At 69.1% G+C, this 22,525-nt stretch carries 16 protein-coding genes and 2 pseudogenes; 11 read left to right on the top strand and 7 right to left on the bottom strand.

Going from position 1 to position 22,525, the window contains the following annotated elements; all coding sequences use genetic code 11:
- Positions 1-85 precede the first annotated feature (85 nt).
- Complete coding sequence (locus tag ACIBTU_RS08375) at positions 86-1,066, top strand: helix-turn-helix domain-containing protein (RefSeq protein WP_399125176.1); 981 nt, start codon at positions 86-88, stop codon at positions 1,064-1,066.
- 45 nt (positions 1,067-1,111) lie between these two features.
- On the top strand, positions 1,112-2,131 hold the full coding sequence (locus ACIBTU_RS08370; RefSeq protein ID WP_399125175.1) for a LuxR family transcriptional regulator: 1,020 nt from the start codon (positions 1,112-1,114) through the stop codon (positions 2,129-2,131).
- Positions 2,132-2,192: 61 nt separating this feature from the next.
- On the opposite strand, the gene ACIBTU_RS08365 is transcribed toward ACIBTU_RS08370, so the two are convergent.
- Positions 2,193-4,991, bottom strand: a complete 2,799-nt coding sequence (locus tag ACIBTU_RS08365) for a M4 family metallopeptidase (protein ID WP_399125174.1) — start codon at positions 4,989-4,991, stop codon at positions 2,193-2,195.
- Positions 4,992-5,600: 609 nt separating this feature from the next.
- On the opposite strand from ACIBTU_RS08365, the gene ACIBTU_RS08360 reads away from it, so the two are divergent.
- From ACIBTU_RS08360 to ACIBTU_RS08350, 3 genes and pseudogenes are all read left to right on the top strand, one after another.
- On the top strand, positions 5,601-5,912 hold the full coding sequence (locus ACIBTU_RS08360; RefSeq protein WP_399125173.1) for an aldehyde dehydrogenase family protein: 312 nt from the start codon (positions 5,601-5,603) through the stop codon (positions 5,910-5,912).
- Between the two features lie 229 nt (positions 5,913-6,141).
- The gene (locus ACIBTU_RS08355) at positions 6,142-6,939 is read left to right on the top strand and encodes a hypothetical protein (protein WP_399125172.1); all 798 of its coding nucleotides are present in this window, start codon (positions 6,142-6,144) and stop codon (positions 6,937-6,939) included.
- A 63-nt stretch (positions 6,940-7,002) separates the two neighbouring features.
- Positions 7,003-7,323 (top strand): annotated as a pseudogene (locus ACIBTU_RS08350) (transposase); the annotation flags it as partial.
- Positions 7,324-7,340: 17 nt separating this feature from the next.
- On the opposite strand, the gene ACIBTU_RS08345 reads toward ACIBTU_RS08350, so the two are convergent.
- Positions 7,341-7,754, bottom strand: coding sequence for a hypothetical protein (locus tag ACIBTU_RS08345; protein ID WP_399125171.1), 414 nt, complete (start codon positions 7,752-7,754; stop codon positions 7,341-7,343).
- Between the two features lie 1,084 nt (positions 7,755-8,838).
- Positions 8,839-9,390 (bottom strand): hypothetical protein, encoded by a 552-nt coding sequence (locus ACIBTU_RS08340; protein ID WP_399125170.1) that lies wholly within the window; start codon positions 9,388-9,390, stop codon positions 8,839-8,841.
- A 359-nt stretch (positions 9,391-9,749) separates the two neighbouring features.
- Between ACIBTU_RS08340 and ACIBTU_RS08335 the strand changes: the two genes are divergently transcribed.
- Positions 9,750-11,915 carry a DUF3289 family protein gene (locus tag ACIBTU_RS08335; protein ID WP_399125169.1) on the top strand — a complete coding sequence of 722 codons (2,166 nt, stop codon included), beginning with the start codon at positions 9,750-9,752 and terminating at the stop codon, positions 11,913-11,915.
- A gap of 13 nt (positions 11,916-11,928) precedes the next feature.
- On the top strand, positions 11,929-12,501 hold the full coding sequence (locus ACIBTU_RS08330; protein WP_399125167.1) for a hypothetical protein: 573 nt from the start codon (positions 11,929-11,931) through the stop codon (positions 12,499-12,501).
- Positions 12,502-12,569: 68 nt separating this feature from the next.
- Here the strand turns inward: ACIBTU_RS08330 and ACIBTU_RS08325 are convergent, their stop codons facing one another.
- Positions 12,570-13,646 (bottom strand): metallophosphoesterase, encoded by a 1,077-nt coding sequence (locus tag ACIBTU_RS08325; RefSeq protein ID WP_399125166.1) that lies wholly within the window; start codon positions 13,644-13,646, stop codon positions 12,570-12,572.
- Positions 13,647-13,898: 252 nt separating this feature from the next.
- On the opposite strand from ACIBTU_RS08325, the gene ACIBTU_RS08320 reads away from it, so the two are divergent.
- Complete coding sequence (locus ACIBTU_RS08320) at positions 13,899-14,993, top strand: alanine racemase (protein ID WP_399125165.1); 1,095 nt, start codon at positions 13,899-13,901, stop codon at positions 14,991-14,993.
- Between the two features lie 3 nt (positions 14,994-14,996).
- Here ACIBTU_RS08320 and ACIBTU_RS08315 read toward each other — a convergent pair.
- Positions 14,997-15,466, bottom strand: a pseudogene (locus tag ACIBTU_RS08315) (transposase).
- Between the two features lie 48 nt (positions 15,467-15,514).
- Positions 15,515-16,078: a hypothetical protein gene (locus ACIBTU_RS08310; RefSeq protein WP_399125164.1), complete on the bottom strand. Its 564-nt coding sequence runs from the start codon at positions 16,076-16,078 to the stop codon at positions 15,515-15,517.
- Between ACIBTU_RS08310 and ACIBTU_RS08305 the strand changes: the two genes are divergently transcribed.
- A complete protein-coding gene (locus tag ACIBTU_RS08305; protein WP_399125163.1) occupies positions 16,077-16,214 on the top strand; it encodes a hypothetical protein in 138 nt (45 codons plus the stop codon). The two genes, ACIBTU_RS08310 and ACIBTU_RS08305, sit on opposite strands and share 2 nt — an antisense overlap.
- A gap of 108 nt (positions 16,215-16,322) precedes the next feature.
- On the opposite strand, the gene ACIBTU_RS08300 is transcribed toward ACIBTU_RS08305, so the two are convergent.
- Complete coding sequence (locus ACIBTU_RS08300) at positions 16,323-16,820, bottom strand: hypothetical protein (protein WP_399125162.1); 498 nt, start codon at positions 16,818-16,820, stop codon at positions 16,323-16,325.
- Positions 16,821-17,051: 231 nt separating this feature from the next.
- On the opposite strand from ACIBTU_RS08300, the gene ACIBTU_RS08295 reads away from it, so the two are divergent.
- A complete protein-coding gene (locus ACIBTU_RS08295) occupies positions 17,052-21,839 on the top strand; it encodes a DUF6531 domain-containing protein (RefSeq protein ID WP_399125161.1) in 4,788 nt (1,595 codons plus the stop codon).
- 68 nt (positions 21,840-21,907) lie between these two features.
- Positions 21,908-22,366 carry a DUF5959 family protein gene (locus ACIBTU_RS08290; RefSeq protein ID WP_399125160.1) on the top strand — a complete coding sequence of 153 codons (459 nt, stop codon included), beginning with the start codon at positions 21,908-21,910 and terminating at the stop codon, positions 22,364-22,366.
- The last annotated feature ends 159 nt before the right edge of the window (positions 22,367-22,525 follow it).

Below are 22,525 nucleotides of genomic sequence, written 5' to 3'. Positions count from 1 at the left end.
GTGAGTGCGAGCATCTGCCCATTCCGCGGCCGGAACTGGTGCGTGAGCGCACAGTTCTGGTCCGCGAGCGCGAAAGGAGCGCGGGATGCCGATGGAGTCCCAGGACAGCGGCACGTTCGTCTACGGCTACCTCGACACCGGCTCGACCGACCGCAGGGCGGCCTCCGACACCGTGCTCGTCACCGCGACCGCCCCCTACGCCGCCGACCTGCGGCCCGAACCACTGGGCCTCCTCAACTCCTGCGACATCCGCGGCGACACCCCGGTACGGGTCAGCCCCCACGCCCGGACCGTCGCACGCGACGCGGGCACCCTCGGCCTGCTGCTGTCCGGGGGCGCCGTCCTCGAGCAGGACGGCCGCAACTGCCCCGTCGCGCCCGGCGAGTTCGTCCTGTACTCGGGCGACCGCCCGTACCGGCTCGACCTCACGGGCCGCCACCGGTGGTTCGTGCTCTCCCTCGACCCCGCCACCGCCCGCATGGTCTGCGGCGGCCGCGACCTCACCGCCAACCCCCGATTGCCCGGCTCCCCGCTCGGCCGGGTACTGGGCGCCATGCTCGCCGAACTCGCCGAATGCACCAGCGCCTTGGGCCCGCTGACCCGCAGCGAGATGGGTGAGCATCTGGGCGGCCTCGTCCGCACGCTGGCCCGCAGCGTGCCGTACCGGGAGACACCCGCCCCGCCCCTGTTCGACCGAATCGTCGCGCACATCGACCGCAACCTGCAGACACCGCTCACGCCGGCGGCCGTCGCCGCGTGCCACCACATGTCGGTCCGCTCGCTGCACGCCCTCTTCAGCCGGCACGGCGAGACCCTCGGCGACCTGGTCCGCCGCCACCGCCTCGACCGCATCCGCCGGGACCTCCTCGACCCCGCCCAGGCACACGTCCCCGCGTACGCCGTCGCAGCCCGCTGGGGGCTCCCCGACGCGAGCCACTTCTCGAAGGCCTTCCGAGCCGAGTTCGGCCTGTCACCACGCGAGCTGCGCAGCCGGCACCGGTATACACAGGGTGCCGGCGTCCCCGCGCACGACCCGACGGCATTCAACTCCACCTCGGCGATCTGACGGCACACACTTGTGTGGCCTGCACATTCGGCCGAAAATCCCCTGATGACATCAGTGGGGCAGGACGAAGCGCAGTGGCAGGCTCTGGGGCTCGGCAAGGAAGAACTGCTGGTCTACGAAGCACTGCTCAACGCCGCTGACACCGGCTCGCGGGCGGCGCTCGCCCGCACGACGGGACTGCCTCCACACCGGGTCGCCGATGCCCTCGGCCATCTCGCCGAGCACGGCTGCACCCTGCCCGCGCCGCACGGGGACGCGCTCCCGCTCGCCGTTCCTCCCGCCACGGCGCTGCGCAATCTCATCCACCGACAGCAGGCCGAACTGCTGCGTCGTTCAGCGGAGTTGGAGGACCTGACCGGGGCTGTCGATCGACTGGCGGCCGGTCTCCTCGCGGCAACAACCGCGGACGTCCGGGCCATGGGCATCGAGACGGTGCGCGGCGGCCGCGCCATCGCGGAGCGTGTCGCAACGATGCTGGCCTCCGCCACCACGGAGGTGGCACTGCTCGACCGGCCGCCGTACGCATCCAGCCAGCCGGACGGCATGCCCACACCGCTCGATGTGGCGGCTCCCGTGCGGCGCGGGGCGCGGGTGCGAACGGTCGTGGACCGGGCGGGCCTCACCTTCTCGGGACGTGCTCGGGGCCTCAACGACCTTGCCTCGCAGGGCGTTCAGATCCGGGTGGGCAAGGATCTGCCGACGAAGCTGTTCATGGTCGACCGCCGGGTGACCCTGCTCCCGCCCACGGACGCCGCCGACCCCACGGCTTCGGCGCTCGTCGTCGGCGACTCCCTCCTCAGCCACGCCCTCGTCCCGCTCTTCGACGCGGTGTGGGAACGTGCGGTGCCGATCGGCGCGGACTCCCCCGACGAGATCACGGACGAGGACCGCGAACTGCTGACCCTCCTCGCCTCGGGCCTCAAGGACGAGGCGATGGCTCGACGTCTCGACCTCCACGTCCACACGGTCCGCCGACGTATCACCCGTCTCATGACGATGCTGGACGCACAGACGCGATTCCAGGCAGGGGTGAGGGCGACGCTCAGGGGTTGGCTGACGCTGTAGACGGAGGGGCCGGGCTCCCGATTCCGGGAGTCCGGCCGCCGCCGTGTTCAGATGGGACGGGTCAGCACTTGCCGGCCGGCCTGTCCCGCTTCACGAGGTCGGTGTAGCTGGTGGTGCCGTCCAGCCACAGCACCCGCTGCCCGGTGTCCGCGGACGGGTAGACCTGGTCGCCCCGGTTGCAGGAGACCCGCTGGGCACCCCCCTTGCCGTCGGGCGCGACCTGGTACAGCTTCGGCAGCGTCGCGTTGTCCCACGTGGTGGCCGGCGGCAGGTCGGTGACGGTCACCGCGTCGTCCGAGGCCGTCAGCGAGTACGCGTACAGCGAGCCGGCGCCCGCCTCCGGGACGACGGTGGTGCGCTGCGTGCCGTCGGAGTTCGCGCGCATGACGGCGGCCCGCCCGGAGTCGGTGCCGTCGTTGTCCTCGATCCAGAAGACACCGTCGTCGGTGAAGGCGGTCTGGCCGAGGGCGTAGACAGAGTTCTTGTCGATCGGCATCAGCTGCTTCTTGCCGGTCGCGGTGTCGAGTACCTCGACACCCAGCTTGTAGCCGTCGGACTCCGCCCACATTTTCGCGTAGGCGACCTTGCCGTCGTGGATCGAGGGCAGGACGGTGACCTCGACAGGGTTGCTGGAGAGCTGCGTGACCTCGCCCGTCCTGATGTTCAACGCACTGCTCTGGGGGGACCCGGACTGGGGGTTGGTGTAGCTGTAGGCGATGAGATCGCCCTTCAGCGTGAGCGAGTTCAGGTTGGCCCCGATCCCACCGACGATCTTGTCCACGCCTCCGTCCACCGGGCGGACATGGATCTTCACGGCGTCGGCGGCGTACTCGGCCCAGGCCACGTTCTTGCCGTCGGTGGAGGCGTAGACGTTGTAGTTGCCGTTGTTCGCGCTCACTTGGCGCGGCGCGCCCTTGCCGTCGCTGCTGCCGACCCACACCGAGTACGGCTCGCTGCCGTCCTCGTTGGAGCGGGAGACGGCGTACATGCCGCCGCCCGCGCCGACTCCGGTGCCCGCGACGTTGACCTTGGACAACAGCGTGTCCGCGTCCGTGCCGAGCTTCGACTCCCATCCAGGAGTGATGCCGTGCCGGGCGAAGGCGTCCTCGGCGGTCTTGATCTGCGCCTTGGTGGCGCCCAGCTCCTGGGCGGCGGCGATGACCGCGGCGCGGCCCTCGGTGAAGCCGTCGATCGGCGTCATGTACGCGGTCAGGGCGCGGTAGACGACCTGGTCGGCGAGGTTGCCGCCGAAGCTCTTCCGGATGTCCCACAGCGCGCCGGAGAAGATCGGCGAGTTGAGGTGCACGCCGCCGTTGTCACCACGGAACGAGGCGCCGACGAGGTCCTTCGACGTCGTCATGTCGTTGTTCAGGTCACGCAGGGCGCACTCGCGCGGCGAGAGGGTCGTGCACAGGTCCTCGCCGAGCAGGCCGGAGTCCGGGTCGTCCATCGACTGGCCGTTGGCCTCCAGGTCGATCGCGTTGCCGAAGTAGTCGGAGACCGCCTCGTTGATCGCGCCGGACTGGCCCGCGTAGACGAGTCCCGCGGAGTGCTCGGTGACGCCGTGCGTCATCTCGTGGCCGACGACGTCGGTGTCGGCGGAGAAGGTGCGGTAGTCGCCTCCGCCCTGGCCGTACACCATCTTGGCGCCGTCCCAGAAGGCATTGTTGTACGCCCGGCCGTTGGCGGTGACGCCGACGAGCGAGTACATGTACCCGTCCTTGCCGTCGAGTCCCTTACGGCCGAAGTGGTCCTTGTAGTAGCCGTACACCTTGCCGGCGGCCCAGTGGGCGTCCACGGCACCGGAGTTGGTGAAGTCCGCGCCGAGTTCAGGGGTGTCGGACTTGAAGGTCTTGATGCCGGAGGGCCAGACGCCGGAGGCCCTGGAGACGTCGACGCCCCGGGCGTCGTAGGTCTGCAGCATGGGGCCGCTGTACGGGCTCTCCGGGGTCCGGAAGCCGTAGTCGATCATCTGGTAGGCGCCGTCGGCGCCCTGGTACAGGTTGAGTTCGGCCTTCTCGCCGTTGTAGCGGGTGCCGGAGCCCTTGACCACGAGCTGGGAGTCCGTGGTGGCTTCGTCGGTCGTGGGGGCGGTGCCGGTGTCGCCCGTGGCGTCCGCCTCCGCGCCTGCCGTGCCGAACGTCTGTATGGAGCTGTACTGGAGCAGCGGGAAGCCTGAGCGCGCGTCGACGTACACCTCCTGCTGGACGGGTGTGCCGTCGGCCGGGTTCACGCCGGTGACCGTGATGTGCCGGGTGAGCACACCGGCGCCCTTGGGCAGGATCGTCAGGCCGGTGACCTTGCCGTCGAGCGGGGCGGTGTTCGTGGCCTTCTTGCCGTGCGCCGGGGTGTGCAGCGGGGCGCCGCCGAGCTGCGCGGAGACGGAACCGACGGCGCGCTGCACCGCGACCTTCTCGGAGACCTTCGGGGTGACCGAGTCGAGTTTCAGCTCGGTGAAGTACTTGCCGGAGGTGCCGGTGACGGTGCGCTTGCCGGACTTCTTCTCCATCCGGACCACGTACTGGCCGCCGAGTACCTCCACGCCCTGGTACTTCTGCTGGAGCCGGACCGTTTCCCGGCCAGCCTTGTCGGTCGTGGTGCCGACGGAGCGGAGACTTTCCGCCGAGGTGTCAGCGATGTGGTAGCGACCCTTGTTCGCCTTCAGGTGGCCGCGCGCCGCGTCGGCGGGGCTGTCCGCCGCGGAGGCCTGCTCGTGGAGCCCGGTCACCAGCGACGGGGTGTCGGTGTCATCGGTGGAGGCCACGGAGCCTGCCGTCTCGGCAGCGTGGGCAGCGGGCATGCCGACCATCATCAGGCCCGCGGCAGCCACCAGCGCCGCCACTCCCTGGCCAACAGCCATGCCTCGATCTTTGCCGGTACGTATGTGAGCGGTACGTCTGCGTCCTGAGGTCCGCACGGTTCCCCTCCGGTGTGGGTGCTGCATGCACGAATGTCGGATGCAGCCATGCAAATAGCGCAGCCCCGCCTGAACAATGCGTTCCAGGTGCTCACTTGTGGACGTGTACACATGTGTGGTCGGCAGGTGCGACCGCGGAACTCCCCCGCTACCGCGCTCGGTGGCTGCGCGTCGGCGACCGCTGTGACGGACGAGGAGCAGGCTCTTTTCGCCTCCGGAGAACAGCAGTTCACGCCCACCGGGGCCGGTCATGAAGCCGCCGCCCGGGAAGCTACGCGTGCCGGAATCGCAAAGAGGGCCCGCTACTGAGGAATTACTGGGGCGTGTGTCGGGCGGGTCCGCGTCGCGCCCGGCCTGCTCAGGCCGATTACGCAGAGCCCTGGTCCATGCTGGGCGAACGCCAGGCATCGGCGGTCATCGCGGAAGCGATCTCGTACAACGCCGCGAAGGAGGAGAGATCGGTGCCGAGGGTCTTCTCGATCTTGCGCAGGCGGTTGTTGACGGTGTTGGGGGGACGTTGAGGGACTGGGCGGTGCGGGCGCGGTCCAGGTCGTGGGCGAGCCAGGTGCGCAGCGTGGTGGTCAGCTCCGGGTACGCGCGCGGCGGGCGACTCGGTCTGCGAGGACTCTCTGTGCACGGCGCAGGGATGCGTCAGTTGGTAGGCCAGGGCGTGGTCGGGCAGCCGGTGGAGCCGGTTGTGCCCTGAGCGTTGCCGGGCGCATGCGCACCGGACAGGTCGAGATCAACGGCGCGGCGTTCAACCCAACGGCACCGTTCGGCGGTTACGGCCAGTCCGGCCACGGCCGCGAGTACGGAGTCCACGGCTTCACCGAGTTCACGGTGATGAAGTCCATCCAGCTCTGAGCACCGCTTCGCGCACGCCGGCGATGCGTCCACGTGGTCGGCCCATCTGGCCCCACAACCGGCCGTTCGTCAACAGCCTGGGCCGGGGCGTCCTGGGCCGGACTGCCCTCGGGGCCTCTCTGGTGATGACGCTAATGTCCCTGCAGCCACCACGGGCGCTCACAACTGGCAGCCGGGCAGCGCGAAAGGAACCCTGTCCTCCGCTGTTCCGTCCTGCCATGATCGGCCCATGGCTTCTCGGGTGGGCGGGGCTGAGGTCGAGCACAAGGACCGTCTCCTGGTGCGGCGTTGGATGGAGACGGAGCGGCCGCCGCTGCCTCCCGACCGGCTGATCGACGGACTTCAGGTCACCCGCTTCTACGGCGGCCTGCTGATCGGGACAGTGATCAAAGCGCCGTTGCTGTCATCGGGACAGGTGACGCTGGGAGTGTGGGCGGTGGACAGCGGCCTGCGGCTGCTCATCGCACCCGCGGCCCTCGCCGCCACCTCTCTCGTGGTCGTGGTGGTGTACGCCCTCGCGGCCCGCCGCGGGCTCGGGAACCAGCTCGGGCGCCGCCTGCGGGGGCCCGCGGTCGCCCTGGGGGCGTTCTTCGGGCATGTGCTGCTGACGGTCGCGAGCGTCGCGGCGATCCTGTGGGCGTCGAACGCGCGCTCCGATCACAGCCTGAACGGTGCGGTGATCGTCCCGATTCTCGTGGTGGCCACCTATGCCGCCGCACGCGGCTTCGGCTTCGTGCTGTTCGCGATCCCCGCGCTGTCGCGTCACATGTTCCGCACGGTGGAACTGCATCCGGCCCTCCCGGCGGTGATCACCGTCGTGTTCGTCTGGACGCTCGTCCTGCAGGACCTGTTCTTCCCCGTCGCCGACTGGCCCGTGCAGGCCACCCTGCTGTCGGCCGGCGGAGCCCTCGCGGCGACAGGCATCGCACTCATCGAGCTCCACCGCCTGCGCTCCCGACACAACGTCCGACTGCGCACCGTCTTCACCGCCCCCGGCGACGACACCGGCCCCACCGGCGGAAGCTAGCCGCGCGAGTACCGAGGGCGCAAGGGCGAGCCGAAGGGCTTCGACCGGCGGGACCTCCGCGACCTCTTGGTGCGTGCCCGCATCCAGCTCGGCGGACCGATCGTGCAGGTCTGGGACAACATCCGCCTCCACCTGACCGCCGGGATGCGGGAGTTCATCGCCGCGAATGCCGCCTGGCTCACCGTGTTCCAACTCCCCACCTACGCGCCGTACCTGAACCCGCAGCAGGAGTGCATCTGGTCGCTGGTCAAACGCGCCAACCTCGCCGCAGCCGACCTGGGCCGGATCACCAGGGCCGTGAAGCGCAGGCTCAAGCAGATCCAGTACCGCCCGGATCTCGTCGACAGCTGCCTTGCGGGCACCGGCCTCATCACAGACGCCTGACCGGCGCTGCAGATTCGTCAGTCGCCGTAGTACCGGTCGTAGGAGGCGGAGCGCTCCTCCACTGAGAAGCCCTCGAATTCACCGTCTGCCTCGTCCTCGCGCAGTCGATCCAGTGCCGCCGTCGCAGCAGGAGCACGGTTGGCCGAGAGGTGGGCCTTCGTCGCGTCGAGCCCGTGCCCCAGTAGGAATTCGATGTCGATCGAACACGCTGCGTCGAAGCTGGCTTGCTTCGCACTCCAGATCAGGAGCACGTCGTCGAGGTCGCCGCTGTTGAACAACTGGAAGCAGCAGAGCCTCATCAGCTCGGTGTCGCCCTCGCCCTGGGCGCGTCGCTCACGCGCCGTGTGCTCTCTGAGGAGTGCACGGATCTCGTCGAGGTCCGCGCCGACGGGGCGAGGCCCGTAGCGGCGCCAGCTCTCCTCGGCATCCATCGCTGGTCTCCTTGATCGTCCGGCCCGGCCCGTGGCCTATCGGCCCTACCCATCGCCGTTCGGTCGGACGACGGCCCCTCTGCCGGTCACAGTATGCACACCGAGGGTCGGTCCATGTGGGTCGGCGGTCACCGGCGCCGGTGACCAATGGCCCACGCCACCCGACATCACCCGATCAAGTTGAGTAGCTGCAGAAGGTGACGCCGAGGTCGTCGAGTATGCCGGGCCGTCGGCGCCCCGCGCGGGAGTGCCATGATGCTGCCAGAGCAGCGGGCGCAAGGCGACGGAGCGAAGTAGACGACTGCCACGCCCAGCTCGGGGTGGGACAGGAGCTCGGCGGCTGTGGCCTCGGCGTGCCTGCGGCTTCGGTCCGTGCCCACGCCGAGTGCACCGACGGACCTGCGACCGACCACGGCGACAACTACCAGTACCGCGTGGCGAGCCTGGTCGCAGCCCGGCTGAGAGCTCCGGATTCTGCGACAGGCTGGCGGTCGACCTGGTCAAACCCCCTGTAGGGCCTGCCCTGTGTTCCTAGGCTGCTGCACATGAATTGGATTACGCTGGTAGCGACCGCGCTTGGTGCTGTGATCGGCGTTGCGAGCACCCTCGCCACGGACCATGTCCGATGGCGGCGGGAGCTCTCCGAGCGGGACCGCGAGGCCATACGAAATGCCTACGGCCAATATGTCGAGGCACTGACACTGGCTCATGATGCAATCACCCAGGCCAGCCGCGATCCCAATCTCACAGCGGCCGAGCGTGCTGACACAGTACGCACCGTGATCGGCGATCAAGGTGTCTACGCTCGCCAGCACCAGCTCGAACTCGTAGCGCCTCTCGCTGTCGTAAGGCTCGCGCTCAAGGCAGCACACGAGTTGGCGGGATACCGCGATTGCGTGATTCAGGTCTTTACCCGTGAGGACGCAGAGTGCACCGCGGCCCGGAGGCAGTACCGGGAGGTCAGGTACAGCCTGGTGGATGGCATGCGGTCCAACCTGGAGCGCTCCCCCCAGGCCCCGTTGAGGGCTGCCCCGCAAAGATCTTGGCGTCGAGCGCGGAGCGACCTGGTGAGCCGGCGAGGTCGTCAGCCGGTGGTTACTGAGATGTTCAGGGACCGGGCGAATTGGGCGAGCGTGTGGAAGTCGTTCTCGCGTAGGCCCATCCGCGGGTTGACATGGTGTAGGAGCCCGGGCCCTTCGTGGTGGGCGGTCACGTACGCCTGATCCAGTTTGCTCTGCTCATCGTCCACCCAGGCGAACGGGCGGCCGTCGGCGTAGTTCACCAGCGGTCCGGTCTTCCAGTGGACTCCATCAGGGCGTTCTTGGAGGAGAGCGTCGCCGAAGTCGACGAACGGAAGCTCTGGGAGGCTCAGGACCGGTGCGATCCACTGGTTGGCGTCGTCCATCCATGTGGTGGCCCAGCACAGCTCGAAGCCGAGCTGAAGCAGGAATCGCCCATGCTCTGGATTGAGCCAGACCCGAAGGGGACGCCGTCGGGACGAGAGACCCCTGTCGTCCTCATGGCCATCGTTTCGGGGAACTCTGAGTGTGGTGTATCCGTCAGGACGCCTCTCCGACTGGGCGGCATAAGGGTTGAGCGGCCCCTCCACGTCGAGGAACAGCAGCGGTCGGTTCACGGCTTCCCCCTGTCTTGCGCACTGCGGCCTGCCCCGATCAGCGTAGTTGTGGAACGGTCTCGGCCCCGGGCCGACCTGAGCGATGATCACGATGTGGAGAGTGTGATCACGGCATCGGAGCTGTACTGGATAGCCCCCGTTCACGCGGCTGAGCCCAGGCCGGCGCCCAGCAAGAGCAGGAACACAAGCGGAGCAGGGCTTACCAATCTCCCAAACGTCTCAATCTGCCCCGATCGCACCTTGGGAGCCATCCCTCACGTCTGCTAGCTTCTCCGTTCGATTCCGAACTGCCGTTACACAAAGGCAAGTTCGAGACGACAGGCATGTCTTCCGACATGGCTTCAGACATGGGAGGCCCCATGCACAGAAGCGCCACCGTGCCCCTCGGCGCGGCCTTACTCCTTCTCCTCGGCGTGGCCGTGCCCGCCGCCGCGGGACCGCCCGGCGACGGCGCGGCCGCCGACGGGGCGACGCTCTACCGCGACGACACGGTCGACGTCGCTTACCGCCAGGTCGCCCCCGGCGACGCGGCGTGGAGCCAGGTCCCGGCCGCCCTCCGCGGCAGAGCGACGGAGGGCTCGTACGTCGCCCGGCTCCAGCTCGAGAACGTCTCCGATCACCCCGTCTCCAAGTGGTCGTTGACCTTCGAGCTCTCCGACCGGGTCACGGACACCTCCGCCGCGAAGCTCGCCGCCCCACAGGATGCGCGCACGACGCTCCAGGGCGTCGGCCCCACGAACACCCTCCAGCCGGGCAGGATCGAAACCGTCTGGTACCGCGCCGAGCCCGGGGCCAAGGCTGACACCCCGACCTGGGCGTCCTTCGCCAAGCACGGCATCTCGCCGACGGAGGACACCGACGGCGACCGCCTCCCCGATGACCTGGAGGTGCGCGCCAAGCTCGATCCCAAGAACGAGGACACCGACGGCGACGGCCTCTCCGACTTCGCCGAGCTCGGCTACCGCTTCAGCAGCCCACTCAAGGCCGACACAGACGGTGACGGCATCAAGGACGGCGCCGAGGACCCCGACAAGGACGGCCTCACGACCGCCCGCGAGCTCCAGCTCCGCACCACGCCCACCCGCGCCGACACCGACCAGGACGGCCTCTCGGACGCGCGCGAGCTGAAGCTCCGCACGGAGCCCACCAAGGCCGACACCGACGGCGACGGCGTCCAGGACGGCGAGGAGACGAGGCTCAACGCCTCCCCCCGCGCCAAGAACGCCGCCTTCGACGTGACCCGCCGCACGGACGGCGGCGCCACCACCGCCGAGGCCACGCTCAAGGGCCTGCGTGCCAAGCAGGTCGGCGGATTCCAGGTCACCAGGCTCCCTGCCAGGCAGCGGGAGTTCCCGAAATCCACGCCGGGCTACCTCGGCAACGGCTTCCAGGTCTCCGCCCCCACGAACGGCGCGGCAAAGCTCACGTTCCGCCTCGACCGCGACCGTACGGAGGGCACCGCACCGGCTCTCTACCGCTACGACGAGAAGGCCCGCCACCTCGTCAAGCAGTCGGGCCAGCGGCGCAGCGGCCGTACGATCACGGCCGGCGCCACGGCCGACGGCTCCGCCAAGTACGTCGTCCTCGACAGCCGCGCCTTCGACAAGGCAGGCCCCAAGGCCCCTGGCAAGCGTGTCCTCTCCGACGGCCCCGCCGACGGCGGAGACCCGAGTGACCCGCCCCCGACCGACATGCTGATCCACCAGTCGTCCTTCCTCGAGGGCCACCGCAAGGCCCCCGACCCCCTGCACCCGCCCGTCCCGGCCGACCCGCGCGTCGCCGACGACCTCACCTTCAACGACTACAATTTCGACGAACTCACCGACATCGACTGGGAGTTCTGGGTCGCCCGCATCACGCCCGAGTCCTGGATGTGGGCCGAGTTCAACGACATCATGAACTTCGGCAAGCTCGGCGCCGACGCCGACAACGCCCAGTCCGTCGACGACCTCCGCAACGCCTTCCGCTACGGCCGCGGCGGCCAGGGCGCGGGCACCGTCACCGTCGACGACAACTTCGACCCCGGCCGTTACCTCTACAGCGGCTCCGGCACGGCCCTCTCCCGCGCCGTCGGCGCCTCACCGCAGGAGAAGGCGTACACGGACAAGGCCGGCCAGATCATCAAGCAGTCCCTCATCGACAACCAGGGCCGCACCGATCAGCTCAAGGTCCAGGAGGACCTCTCCAAGAACCTCCTCTTCCAGGAGTTCCTCCGCCAGGACGTGAAGTACCCGGTGTACGACTTCTCGCTCTGGGACGGCAACCAGCGCGCCCTCTCCATCGCGATCCACCAGTTCCACGGCCAGACGATCTCGCTGAAGGACTACAAGGTCGAGGGCAACTCCTTCTCCGGCAAGCTCGTCTTCCACTCCTACGACCACTTCGGTCTCGACCCGGACGACGAGATCACGGCGTACGGCTTCATCGACTGGTTTACGCTCCAGCACTATGACCGGTTCGATGGGAAGTACCCCCCGGCGATCGCGCAGGCGGACATCGAGATCCCCATCAGCGGCCAGTTCTGACCTCGCCGGCCTGATGCCCCGCAGGCGCTCCCCGGGCCGGGTCCTGGCCGTCACGCTGCTCGTCGTGACGGCCGGTTACCTGGCCTGGCGGATCGCCGTCCTCGCGGGCCTGGAGGCCCACTTCGGCAGCGGTCTCGACGAGCAGCGCTTCGACCGGCTGCAGCAGGAGTACGACCGCCGCGAGGACGCCTTCGCCCGGGCCGACGCCCGCATGCGGAAGCTGATCGCGGAACACCCTCGCGCCGAGCGCATCGACTGGAGCCAGTACCGGACCTGCGTCCGCGAGCCCGGCCGCCCTTCCGACACGTGCACGACGACGCCCCCGAGCGACCAGAAGGTGTACGACGACCTCTGGGGCGTCAGCGTGATCCTCTACCAGCCCAAGGACGAGGGCCGCACGTTCTACCGCTTCTACCACGAGGACCCCCCGCGCTACACGATCATGCACGCCCCCGAGGGCACCGCGGAGGAGGCCGAGGAGTACGCGGACGCCCACGGCTTCCGCTCCACCCGCCCCCTCGGGCCCGGCTGGACGATCCTCGGCCCGATCGACGACATCGGCCGCGAGGAGAAGCAGTTCCCGTAGGAGGGCTCGCGGAACGCTTCGCCGGGGAGCCGTGGACCTCACAGAGGTGGTGAGCGAACTGCACGGGGTCAGGCCCCGATGCGATCCGTCCGTGTGTGGCGGTACGCGTGCCGGTAGTCGGACGTCTCGGGGTCGACGGTGTACGCGTCCGTGACGACGCGGTGGGCGTTGATCGAGAGCATCATGAAGCCGAGGGTGTCGTAGGCCGCCCAGAACTCCTTGTTCTCGGGGCGGTCGGCCCGTCCCTTGGTCTTCGCGGCGGCGCCACAGACGATCTGCTGGGTGCCGTGGTGATCGGCGCCGGTGTCGAGGATCTGGAGCGTGTGGTCGTGGCCGGAGAGGATGAACTCGGCCTGGCCGCAGACCACTTCCTCGTACAGCTTCTTGACGTGCTTGCCGCTCATGTAGTCGCCGCACGTGATGCCCTCGTACGCACCGGCGTTGCCGTGCGTGCCGTTGTTGCGCAGCGGGTGGTGGGCGAAGACGAACTTCCAGCGGGCGCGGGATGCGGCGAGGGAGTCGGCCAGCCAGGCGCGCTGCTTCTGTGCGAAGGGGCCGTTCCAGTAGTACTCGGGGTCGGTCTGCAGGACGTACGAGGACAAGGGGGTGGTGTCGAGGGCGAAGAACTCGGCTACCGGGGCCCGTTGGGGGACGGCGACGGAGTAGTAGCGGTCGGGCATGTACCAGCGCGCGGAGTGCTGGTGATAGGCGACCTCGTGATCGCCGCGGGACGGCCGGCCGCCGCTGCCGGGGATGATGCCGCTGGTGTCGTGGTTGCCGAGCACCATCAGCCAGGGGACGTCGATGCCCTGGTTCGGCTCCTCGAACTTCGTGGCGAACTCGTCGTCGAGGACGTCCTCGGGGCCGTTCTCGTAGATGTTGTCGCCGAGCCCGATCGCGAGGTCGACGCCGCGCTTCTCGCACAGTTTGCGCGCGGCGTCCGCGACGGCGAACTGCGCGGGTGTGCCGGTGCCGGCGTCCCCCGTGATCAGCACGTTCAACTCGGCCTTGTCCGGCAGCGGAAACTTGGCCGTGCCGTCCCCGGCCGCCACCGCCTGCCGGCCGAACGTGCCGAGGGCGACAGCCGCGCCGACTCCGCCGGCCCCCGCGAGCATCGCCCGCCTGCTGATTCCCTGCGACTGCATCCTGTGTCTCCTCGTCGTCGGATGCCACGCGATCCCGGGAAGGCGAACGGGGCTCGGACGGGCTGGGGAGGTGCAGTGAATCCCGGTGGCACGACGAGGGCCAGGTTACCGACCGGTTACTTCGGTCACACTACTCGTCGTCTTCTTAGAGGACGTCTCGATTGGTGCGTGTGACCTGAGGCGATGCCCCTGTGGTCCTGGTCCGCCGACCTGTCATGATCATCTCGACGTTTTCCTGGTGGGAGGCAAGAGATGGCGATACTGCTGCCCGATGGGCTGGCTACGCCGGCGCTCGTGGTCGATGCGGATGTGCTGGAAGGCAACATCTCGCGGATGGCCGAGGCTTCGCGGGCTCAAGGGTTTGCCCTGCGTCCGCACGCCAAGGCTCACAAGTGCGCGCAGATCGGGGACTTCCAGCTTCAGGCTGGCGCGCGTGGGCTGTCGGTGGCCACGATCGGAGAAGCCGAGGCGTTCGCCCGGGCCGGTGTGGACGACCTGTTCATCGCGTACCCCGTGTGGCTCGATGCCGACAAGGCTCAGCGGCTGCGTCGGTTGGCTGACGGCGCTGCTCTGAGAGTCGGCGTGGAGTCGGTCGAAGGCGCGCAGCGGCTGGGGGACGCCGTGCGCGGCAGCGCCCGGCCCATCGAGGTACTTGTTGAGGTCGACAGCGGGAGCCGTCGCACAGGAGTGCAGCCTCACATGGCTGGTGAGGTCGGGAAGGCGGCCGCCGACGCGGGGCTCATTGTGGTCGGCGTGTTCACCTTCCCGGGACACGGCTACGGTCACGATGCGCGGGCACGTGAGCGCGCCGCACGAGACGAGGAGCGTGCGCTGGGCGAGGCCACACAGGTGCTGCGGGATCTCGGGCTCGACGTCCATGTGGTCAGTGGCGGGTCGACTCCGACGGTGGGGCAGTGGCAGCCGAGCGCGGTGAACGAGTTGCGGCCGGGTGTCTACGTGTTCAACGACGCCACCCAGTTGGCCATCGGCACCTGTGGGGTGGAGGACCTGGCGCTGGCCGCTGCGGCGACGGTGATCAGCGTTCCCGCCCCGGACCGGTTCGTGCTGGACGTCGGTAGCAAGGTCCTTGGCTCTGACCGGTCGCCGTGGGTGACGGGCCACGGCTACCTGCCCCAGTTCCCACAGGGGTCTATCACCGGGTTGTGGGAGCACCACGCCGTGGTCCGACTTCCGGAAGGCGTGAGGGGGCCACGCCTTGGTTCGATGGTCGCCGTCGTCCCCAACCACATCTGCACGCCGGTGAATCTCGCCGATGAGCTGTTGGTCGTCCGAGACCGCAAGGTGATCGACCGCTGGCAGGTCACGGCACGAGGGGCCAATACCTGAGCATCACTTCAGGCGGGAGAGACGGCGGTAGCAGATCAGAGTTGCGGCTATCCCGGCGAGGGCCAGGACGTGTCCGGCCCTGCGCTGGTAGCGACGGTGAAGTCGGCGGCACCCGGCCGGCCAGGCCACCGTCCGCCTTTCGCCGCCCGCATGTTCACCGAGTCGATGGCGCACCGCGACCAGTCCAACTCGCCGTGGGCGCCGCGCTCATCCAGCACCAGGCGGTGAAGCCTGCCCCACACCCGGGCCCGGGTCCACTCCGTGAACCGCCGGTGGTCGGTCGGCCCAGACGGGCCGAAGTCGGGCGGCAGCTGGCGCCACGTACATCATGTCGTAGCCACGAACACGATGGCTGCCAGTACCTGCCGGTCCCCGTACCTGGGTCGGCCCCCGCCCTGGGGTCGCACTGGAGCGGCGGGCACCACCCGCTCAAACAACACCCAGAACCCGTCCGGTACCAGACGCTCCACCATCGATATCACGGCCACCAGCCTAGTGATCAAGCCAATTGAGACGATCTCTCAGTCGTTCTCGTCGCTCTCGTCGCTCTCGTCGTCTTCATCGTCATCGTCGTCATCCGTGTCGCCCTCGCCGTAGGGGTCGGCATAGAGGGACGGGAGGGTGTTGACGACCGGGTCGCCGAAGTCGTCCTCGGTGAGGAAGATGCCGCGGATCATGTTCAGCATGTACAGGTGCCTTTCCGTGTCGCCGGGATCGCCGACGCACGGATGATCGAGGGCGGTGGTCTCCACGTCCGCGCCGAAGAACGGGTGGAGTTCGCCGTCGAGGTTGTCGGGGACGTACTTCCACACCATGTCCCTGTGACGGCGGAACACCTCGCCCGTGTACCAGATCGCACCCTGCACGAAGGGTGTCATCCGCTGCTCCGTGATCTCCTGCGAGGAGGTCGCGGCCTGCCGGACCAGGGCGTCCAGCAGCTCCAGGGACTCCGGACCAAAGTCCAACTCGCTTTCGGGAGACGCCTGTCGGGCCCAGTCCTCATGAGCGCACTCCCGCCCATCGAGCCACCTGAGCAGGTCGGGGTGCCGAGTCGGGTCGTACGTCTCGTCAGGCCGTCCGGTCATGGCGCCGACCGTATCCGACACGGGCTCGGACACTCCGATCGGCCTGATCAGCGCGCTGGCCGCGGGGGCGGTGGCGGCGGGCGGGGCCCTGACGTGGTGGCCGCGGCGCCGTAGGGCCACGACGAGCGCGGGCTGACGACCCGCCGCTCCCGGCAAAGACCTCGAGCCGCCGAAGGAGCGGGGAGCCCCGAGCCCACCGCCCCCTTCACCTCATACGCCGGAGCCCTGGATCAGGCATCAGGCATCAGAGGGACTCGAAAGTCATCCAGATCTTCCCCGGCCTGCCCGGAGCTACGGCGAACCAGAAGAGGGCGAGCGCGAGTTCGTCCGCCTGGTCGAGGGGCTGGGAACGTTCGAGTACGGACCTGCCGAACCAGCCCTTGCGCCCGACGGCGACGGTGCGGCCCTCCAGCGACAGCGTCGAGCGCCAGCGCCGCGTGTGCCGCACGTCGTACGTGCGGCCGTGCAGTCCGATCGACCCGTTGTGGTCCCGCCGTCGTGCCGCACGCGGCAGGCCGTTGTCGACGACGGCCTCGCCGGCGGGATTCTCACCGACGAGGAGCTGCACCGTGTGCCGATGCGGCCGGAGGCGGACGACCCGCAGGCGGGCCTCGCGCTCCTGCTGCCTCCAGGTCGCTCGACACTGCCCTTGCGGATCGCGCAGAGACACCGTCGTGCCCTCGGCATCGCTGGTCGCCGTCCAGCCGAACGGGGACGTCAGCGTCTGGGGTTCGCGCCGCATCGCATCTCTTTCGTGTTCATGCCCCGACTCGTGCCGATCCGGGCGGTCCTGTGTTCCATCATCCGCCAGACAAAATGACCGTTGATGTCCGGTCAATTCCCTTGCCGTGTCACCGACTTGTTTCAAACGCGCACAGAGGGTCCGTAGATGTAGGTAGTACGTCCGTGCGAAGTGTTAGCTGGATGATGCTCTCGATTATGGGGCGCACCGACACACGGGGGATCGTGGGACATGGGCATCGTGCTGCCGGACATCGTCGACCAGGCGCTCGACCTGATCGGCGTGGACTGGCCGAATGTGGATGAGGACGACTACACGGACATGGCCGACTCGCTCCGTGAGTTCGCGGAGAAGTTCGAGGGCCATGGCGGCGACGCGCACAAGGCGTTCACGCGCATTCTCAGCTCTTCGGAGGGCTGGGCGGTCGACTCCATGGAGAAGCACTGGTCGTACGTGAAGGCCAGTCACCTGGAGAAGATCCCGGACGTGGCCAGGACGTTCGCGTTCGTGTGCGACCGGATCGCCGAGATCATCGTCGTGATGAAGACGAAGGCCGCGGTCGAACTGAGCGTCCTCGCCGGGACGATCGTCGCCGAACTCGCCGCCTCCGGCGTCACCTTAGGACTGTCGGCAGCCGCCGCCGCGGCGGAGATCGTCCTGATGCGGCAGATCGCGAAGCGGCTGATCAAGGAGGCGATCGAGGAGATCCTCGCGGAGATCGCCGCCAAGCTGGCGGAGCCGGTGACGGCGAAGCTGGAGGAGATGGCCGTCGACGCGGCGCTCGACCTCGTCGAGGGCGCCTTCAATCCCGACGGCGGTGGTGGCTCTCCGGGTGGGCCGAAGCTCGCTTCCGCGGGTGGCGGGATGGCGCTGGCCTCGGCCGGAGGCCGTGCGGGCAAGCGGACCCACATCGATCATGTGGAGTTCGAGGACGGGGCGGGGAAGGTCTCGCTGCACGGCGTCGATCTGGGCAGCAAGACCCACGTTCATCTCGGCAAGGCCAAAGGTGCGTTCGGGCGGACCAAGGGCAAGGACGGCTTCACCAAGGCGTTCGACGGCGCCCTGGAGAAGGCCCTGGACGCGGCCACGAAAACGGTCACCCGCACCGCCAAGCATGTCAGCGACGAGATCCCCAAGCGGGTGAAGGCGGCCTCGCGGCACCAGAAGGGGACCGACCGCCACACCGGCGACAAGGCGGACCGGGTCGAGGTCAACAGCGTCGCCGGCGGCAAGGGCGGCGACGGGGGCGGCAAGGTCCCCGGGCGCACCGGCGGGACGCCCGACGACGGCCGCAAGGGTGGTAACCAGGACCCGCGCAAGGATCCGCTGAAGCTGGACTCCGGGAAGCAGGACCCCGAGCAGAAGGGCCGCCCGGTCGATCTGCGCAAGTGCGACAGCGACCCGGTCGATGTCGCCAGCGGCCAGATGCTGATGACTCAGCGGGACGTCGAGCTGCCCGGCACCCTTCCGCTCGTCCTGCGCCGTACCCACCTGTCCGACTACAGGTGGGGGCACTGGTTCGGTGCGAACTGGGCGTCCACGCTGGACGAGCGCTTGGAGCGGGACGGGCACGGTGAGGGTGCGGTCTGGGCTCGTGAGGACGGCTCGCTGCTGATCTACCCCCGGCTGCCCGAGCCTTCGGACACCGATGGTGTGCTGCCGGGCAACGGTCCGGCGATGGCGATGTTCCACGCGGGCCAGGTCGACGGCGCGACGACGTACCGTATCGAGGACCGTGCGACGGGTGTCTCCCGGTTCTTCACGGGGAGCTGGCTGAACGAGTCGCCGGCGTACTGGCTGTGCGAGATCGAGGACCGCAACCACAACGGCGTCACGATCACCCGTACCGGCACCGGCATGCCGCAGGAGGTCGTCCACGACGGCGGCTACCGCATCACCGTCGACACGACCGACGACCGCGTCACCGGGCTCGCCCTGCAGACCCCCGACGGCCCCGTCACCCTGCGCACCTTCGGCTACGACCGGCTCGGCTTCGTCAACTCCGTCACCACCTCCACCGACGCCACCACCCGCTTCACCTACGACGCGCGCGGCCAGATGACGGCCTGGACCGACAGCAACGACTCCACCTACCGCTACGAGTACAACGGCGCCGGGCGCATCACCCGCACCCTCGGCCCCGACGGCTACCTCTCCTCCACGTTCGCCTACGAGGAGCTGGAGGAAGGCGGCCGCCTCACCCACTACACCGACTCCCTCGGCGGGCGGAAGACCTACCGCGTCAACGCCGACTACCAGGTCACCGCCGTGACCGACCAGCTGGGGAACACCACCACCCACGTCTTCCAGGAACCGCAGGCCGTCACGGCTGCCGCCGGAGGCGCGGACGCCGCGGCGCCGCCGGCCACCGCCCGGGTCGAACGCGACCGCGTCCTGTCCACCACCGACCCGCTCGGCCGCACCGTCCGCTTCGGTTACGACACCGGCGGGAACCTCGCTCTCGTCGTCCGTCCCGACGGCCGGGAGTCGACCGCCGTCCACAACGCCCTCGGCCTGCCGGTCTCCGTCACGGGCTTCGACGGCCGCACCTGGCTCCAGGAGTACGACGATCGCGGCAACCGCGTCGGCGTCACCGACCCCGAGGGCCGCACCACCCGCTTCACCTTCGACGACAAGGGGCGCCTGACCTCGGTCACGGACCCGACCGGGGCCGTCACGCGAGTCCGTTCCAGCGAGGCCGGTCTGACGGTCGAGATGACCGATCCGCTGGGCGCGGTCTCCACGTGCACGCACGATGCCTTCGGTCGCGTCGTCGCGCTGACGGACCCGGTCGGTGCGGTGACGCGAGCGGAGTGGGACACGGAGGGGCAGATCCTCAAGTCCGTTCACCCCGACGGCAGTTCGGAGCGCTGGACGTACGACGGCGAGGGCAACTGCCTCAGTCACACGGACCGTTCGGGCGGCAACACCAGGTTCGAGTACACCCATTTCGACCTGCTCGCCGCCCGCATCGATCCCGAGGGCCTCCGCCACGAGTTCACCCACGACACCGATCTCCGCCTCACCCAGGTCACCAACCCTGTGGGGCTGACCTGGACGTACGTCTACGATGCCGCGGGGCGCCCGGCCGCGGAGACCGACTTCGACGACCGTACGCGGACCTACACGTACGACGCCGCCGGACAGGTGACCTCCCGTACCACCGCGCTCGGCCGGCGCATCACCTTCGACCGCGACCTGCTCGGTCGCACGGTCCGCAAGGACGCCGACGGCCAGGTCACCACCTACGCCTACGATCCGTCAGGTCAGCTCGGCGAAGCCGCTTCGCCTGACGCGGTGCTCACGCTCGAGCGTGACGAGCAGGGCCGCGTGGTCTCCGAATCCGTCAACGGACGTACTCTGCACCGGCATTACGACCGGTTCGGCCGCCTGTCCGGCCGCACCACCCCGTCCGGCGCCCACAACGCCTGGACCTACGACGCCGCCGGGCGCCGCGACGAACTCACCACCGCCGGGCGCACGCTGCGCTTCGCCCACGACGCGGCAGGCAAGGAGACCGCCCGCCGGATCGGTGAGCACCTCACCCTCGAGCACGCCTACGACGAGATGGGCCGCCGTACGTCCCAGACGGTGACCGGCACCGAGGGCCTGGTCCGGCAGCGGGACTACCACTACCGGGCCGACGGCAACCTGATCCGCATCGAGGACAGCCGCAGCGGCACCCGCACCTTCGACCTGGACACCAACGGCCGCGTCACCGGCCTCTCGGCCCAGGACTGGACCGAGTCCTACGCCTACGACGCCATGGGCAACCAGACCTACGCCACCTGGCCCGAACGTCACCCCGGCTCCGAAGCCCGGGGCGAACGGGTCCACGAAGGCACCCGCGTCCTCAAGGCCGGCCGGGTCCGCTACGAGTACGACGCCGCCGGCCGCACCACCCTGCGCCAGAAGACCCGCCTGTCCGCCAAGCCCGACACCTGGCGCTACACCTGGGACGCCGAGGACCACCTCACCTCCGTCACCACCCCCGACGGCGCCCTCTGGCGCTACCAGTACGACGCCCTCGGCCGCCGCATCAGCAAGCAGCGGATCTCCGAGGACGGCTCCACCGTCGCCGAACGCGTCGACTTCACCTGGGACGGCACCACCCTCTGCGAACAGACCACCGTCTCCGCGCAGGCACCCCGCCCGGTCACCCTCACCTGGGACCACGACGGCCACCGCCCCCTCACCCAGACCGAACGCCTCACCGGCCCCGACGACGACGCCGACCCGGCATCAGCGCTGACCGCGGCCCAGGACGAGATCGACTCCCGCTTCTACGCCATCGTCACCGACCTCGTCGGCACCCCCACCGAACTCCTCGACGAACACGGCGACACCGCCTGGCACACCCGCACCACTCTCTGGGGCACCACCACCTGGTCCACCACCAGCACCACCTACACCCCACTGCGCTTCCCGGGCCAGTACTACGACCCCGAGACCGGCCTCCACTACAACTACTTCCGCCACTACGACCCCGAAACCACCCACTACCTCACCCCCGACCCCCTCGGACTCGCACCGGCCGACAACCCCAGCGCGTACGTCACCAACCCCGCCGAGTGGAGCGACCCCCTGGGTCTGACTCCGTGCCGTACAGGGGAGATCGACTACGGCAGGATCGACGCGAACGGGCGGCGATCCGGAACCGCGGCCATCGTCACCAGGGACATGCTGGGAACGGGAACCAGGGTTCCGCGACGGCTGAAGCCCCCGGGCTTCCGTAACGGCGACACGGCCGGAGACGCGCGAGGGCATCTGCATCCGGCCGCGCTCGGCGGCCGTGGTGACCTTCCCGAGAACGTGATCCGCACCGACAGCCAGACCGACAACGGTCCCATGAACGAGTTCGAGAAGATCGTCGCTCGTCACGTGGCCATGGTGGGCCCTGTGCTCTACTCGTCAACCCCGCATTACCGCCCGGGAGAAGACCACCCGCACGCTGTTACGCTCGAGGCATTCGACGACAATGGCTGGAGCATGCGCAACACATTCCAGCAGCCCTATTAGAGCCGACCGGCGGCCGTCGGCATTTCCGTAACGGCTAAGAGAAGAAATTGCGAAAGGTATCGATATCCGTGGCGAATCTGGTCGACATGCGCGATGCGGAGAACTCCTTCCGGATCGAGGTCAGCGGCAGGTTCCGGCCAGGCGTGCTCCAGGACCACGACACCCTCGCCGCGGAGATCGTCGTCGAGAGCAGCTTCGTCTCCGGCCGGCTGCGGGTGTGGATCCGCCCCGCCGAACTCCAGGCCTGGCAAGGGGTGCTCTCCGTCCTGCGGGAAGGGAAGCCGGCGACCTGGCTGGACCAGGGCAACGGTCCGGTCGTGACGTTCGACTTCCCGGACGGCCTCGACGGTGACACGGTGATCACCGTCGAGGACGCGACCGGCTCGGGAGCGGTCGCCACCCTGCCTCTCGGGCTGGAGGGGGCGTGGGTCGACGAGCAGGTCGCATTGCTCGACAAGGTGCACAAGCAGTGGCCCAATGAGGTACTGGAGAGCTCCTACGGGGTTTTCGAATGGAAGAAGTCCTGAGGTCTGACACTTCCAGTCAGTACGGCCCGAGGAAATGCTCGTCGGGGGCCCCCCGGGGGGGGGCGCCCGGCGCGATAGCCGCGCGGGGCCCCCCCCCCCCCGCGCGCGGGCCCCCCCGGGAGGGGCCAGGGCGACGGGGGGCGCGGCCGAGCCCGCCAC

Origin of the sequence: Streptomyces sp. NPDC050145 (assembly GCF_044460245.1) — a bacterium.
In the GTDB taxonomy this organism is placed as follows: domain Bacteria; phylum Actinomycetota; class Actinomycetes; order Streptomycetales; family Streptomycetaceae; genus Streptomyces.
This window is presented reverse-complemented; position numbering and strand designations above follow the sequence as displayed.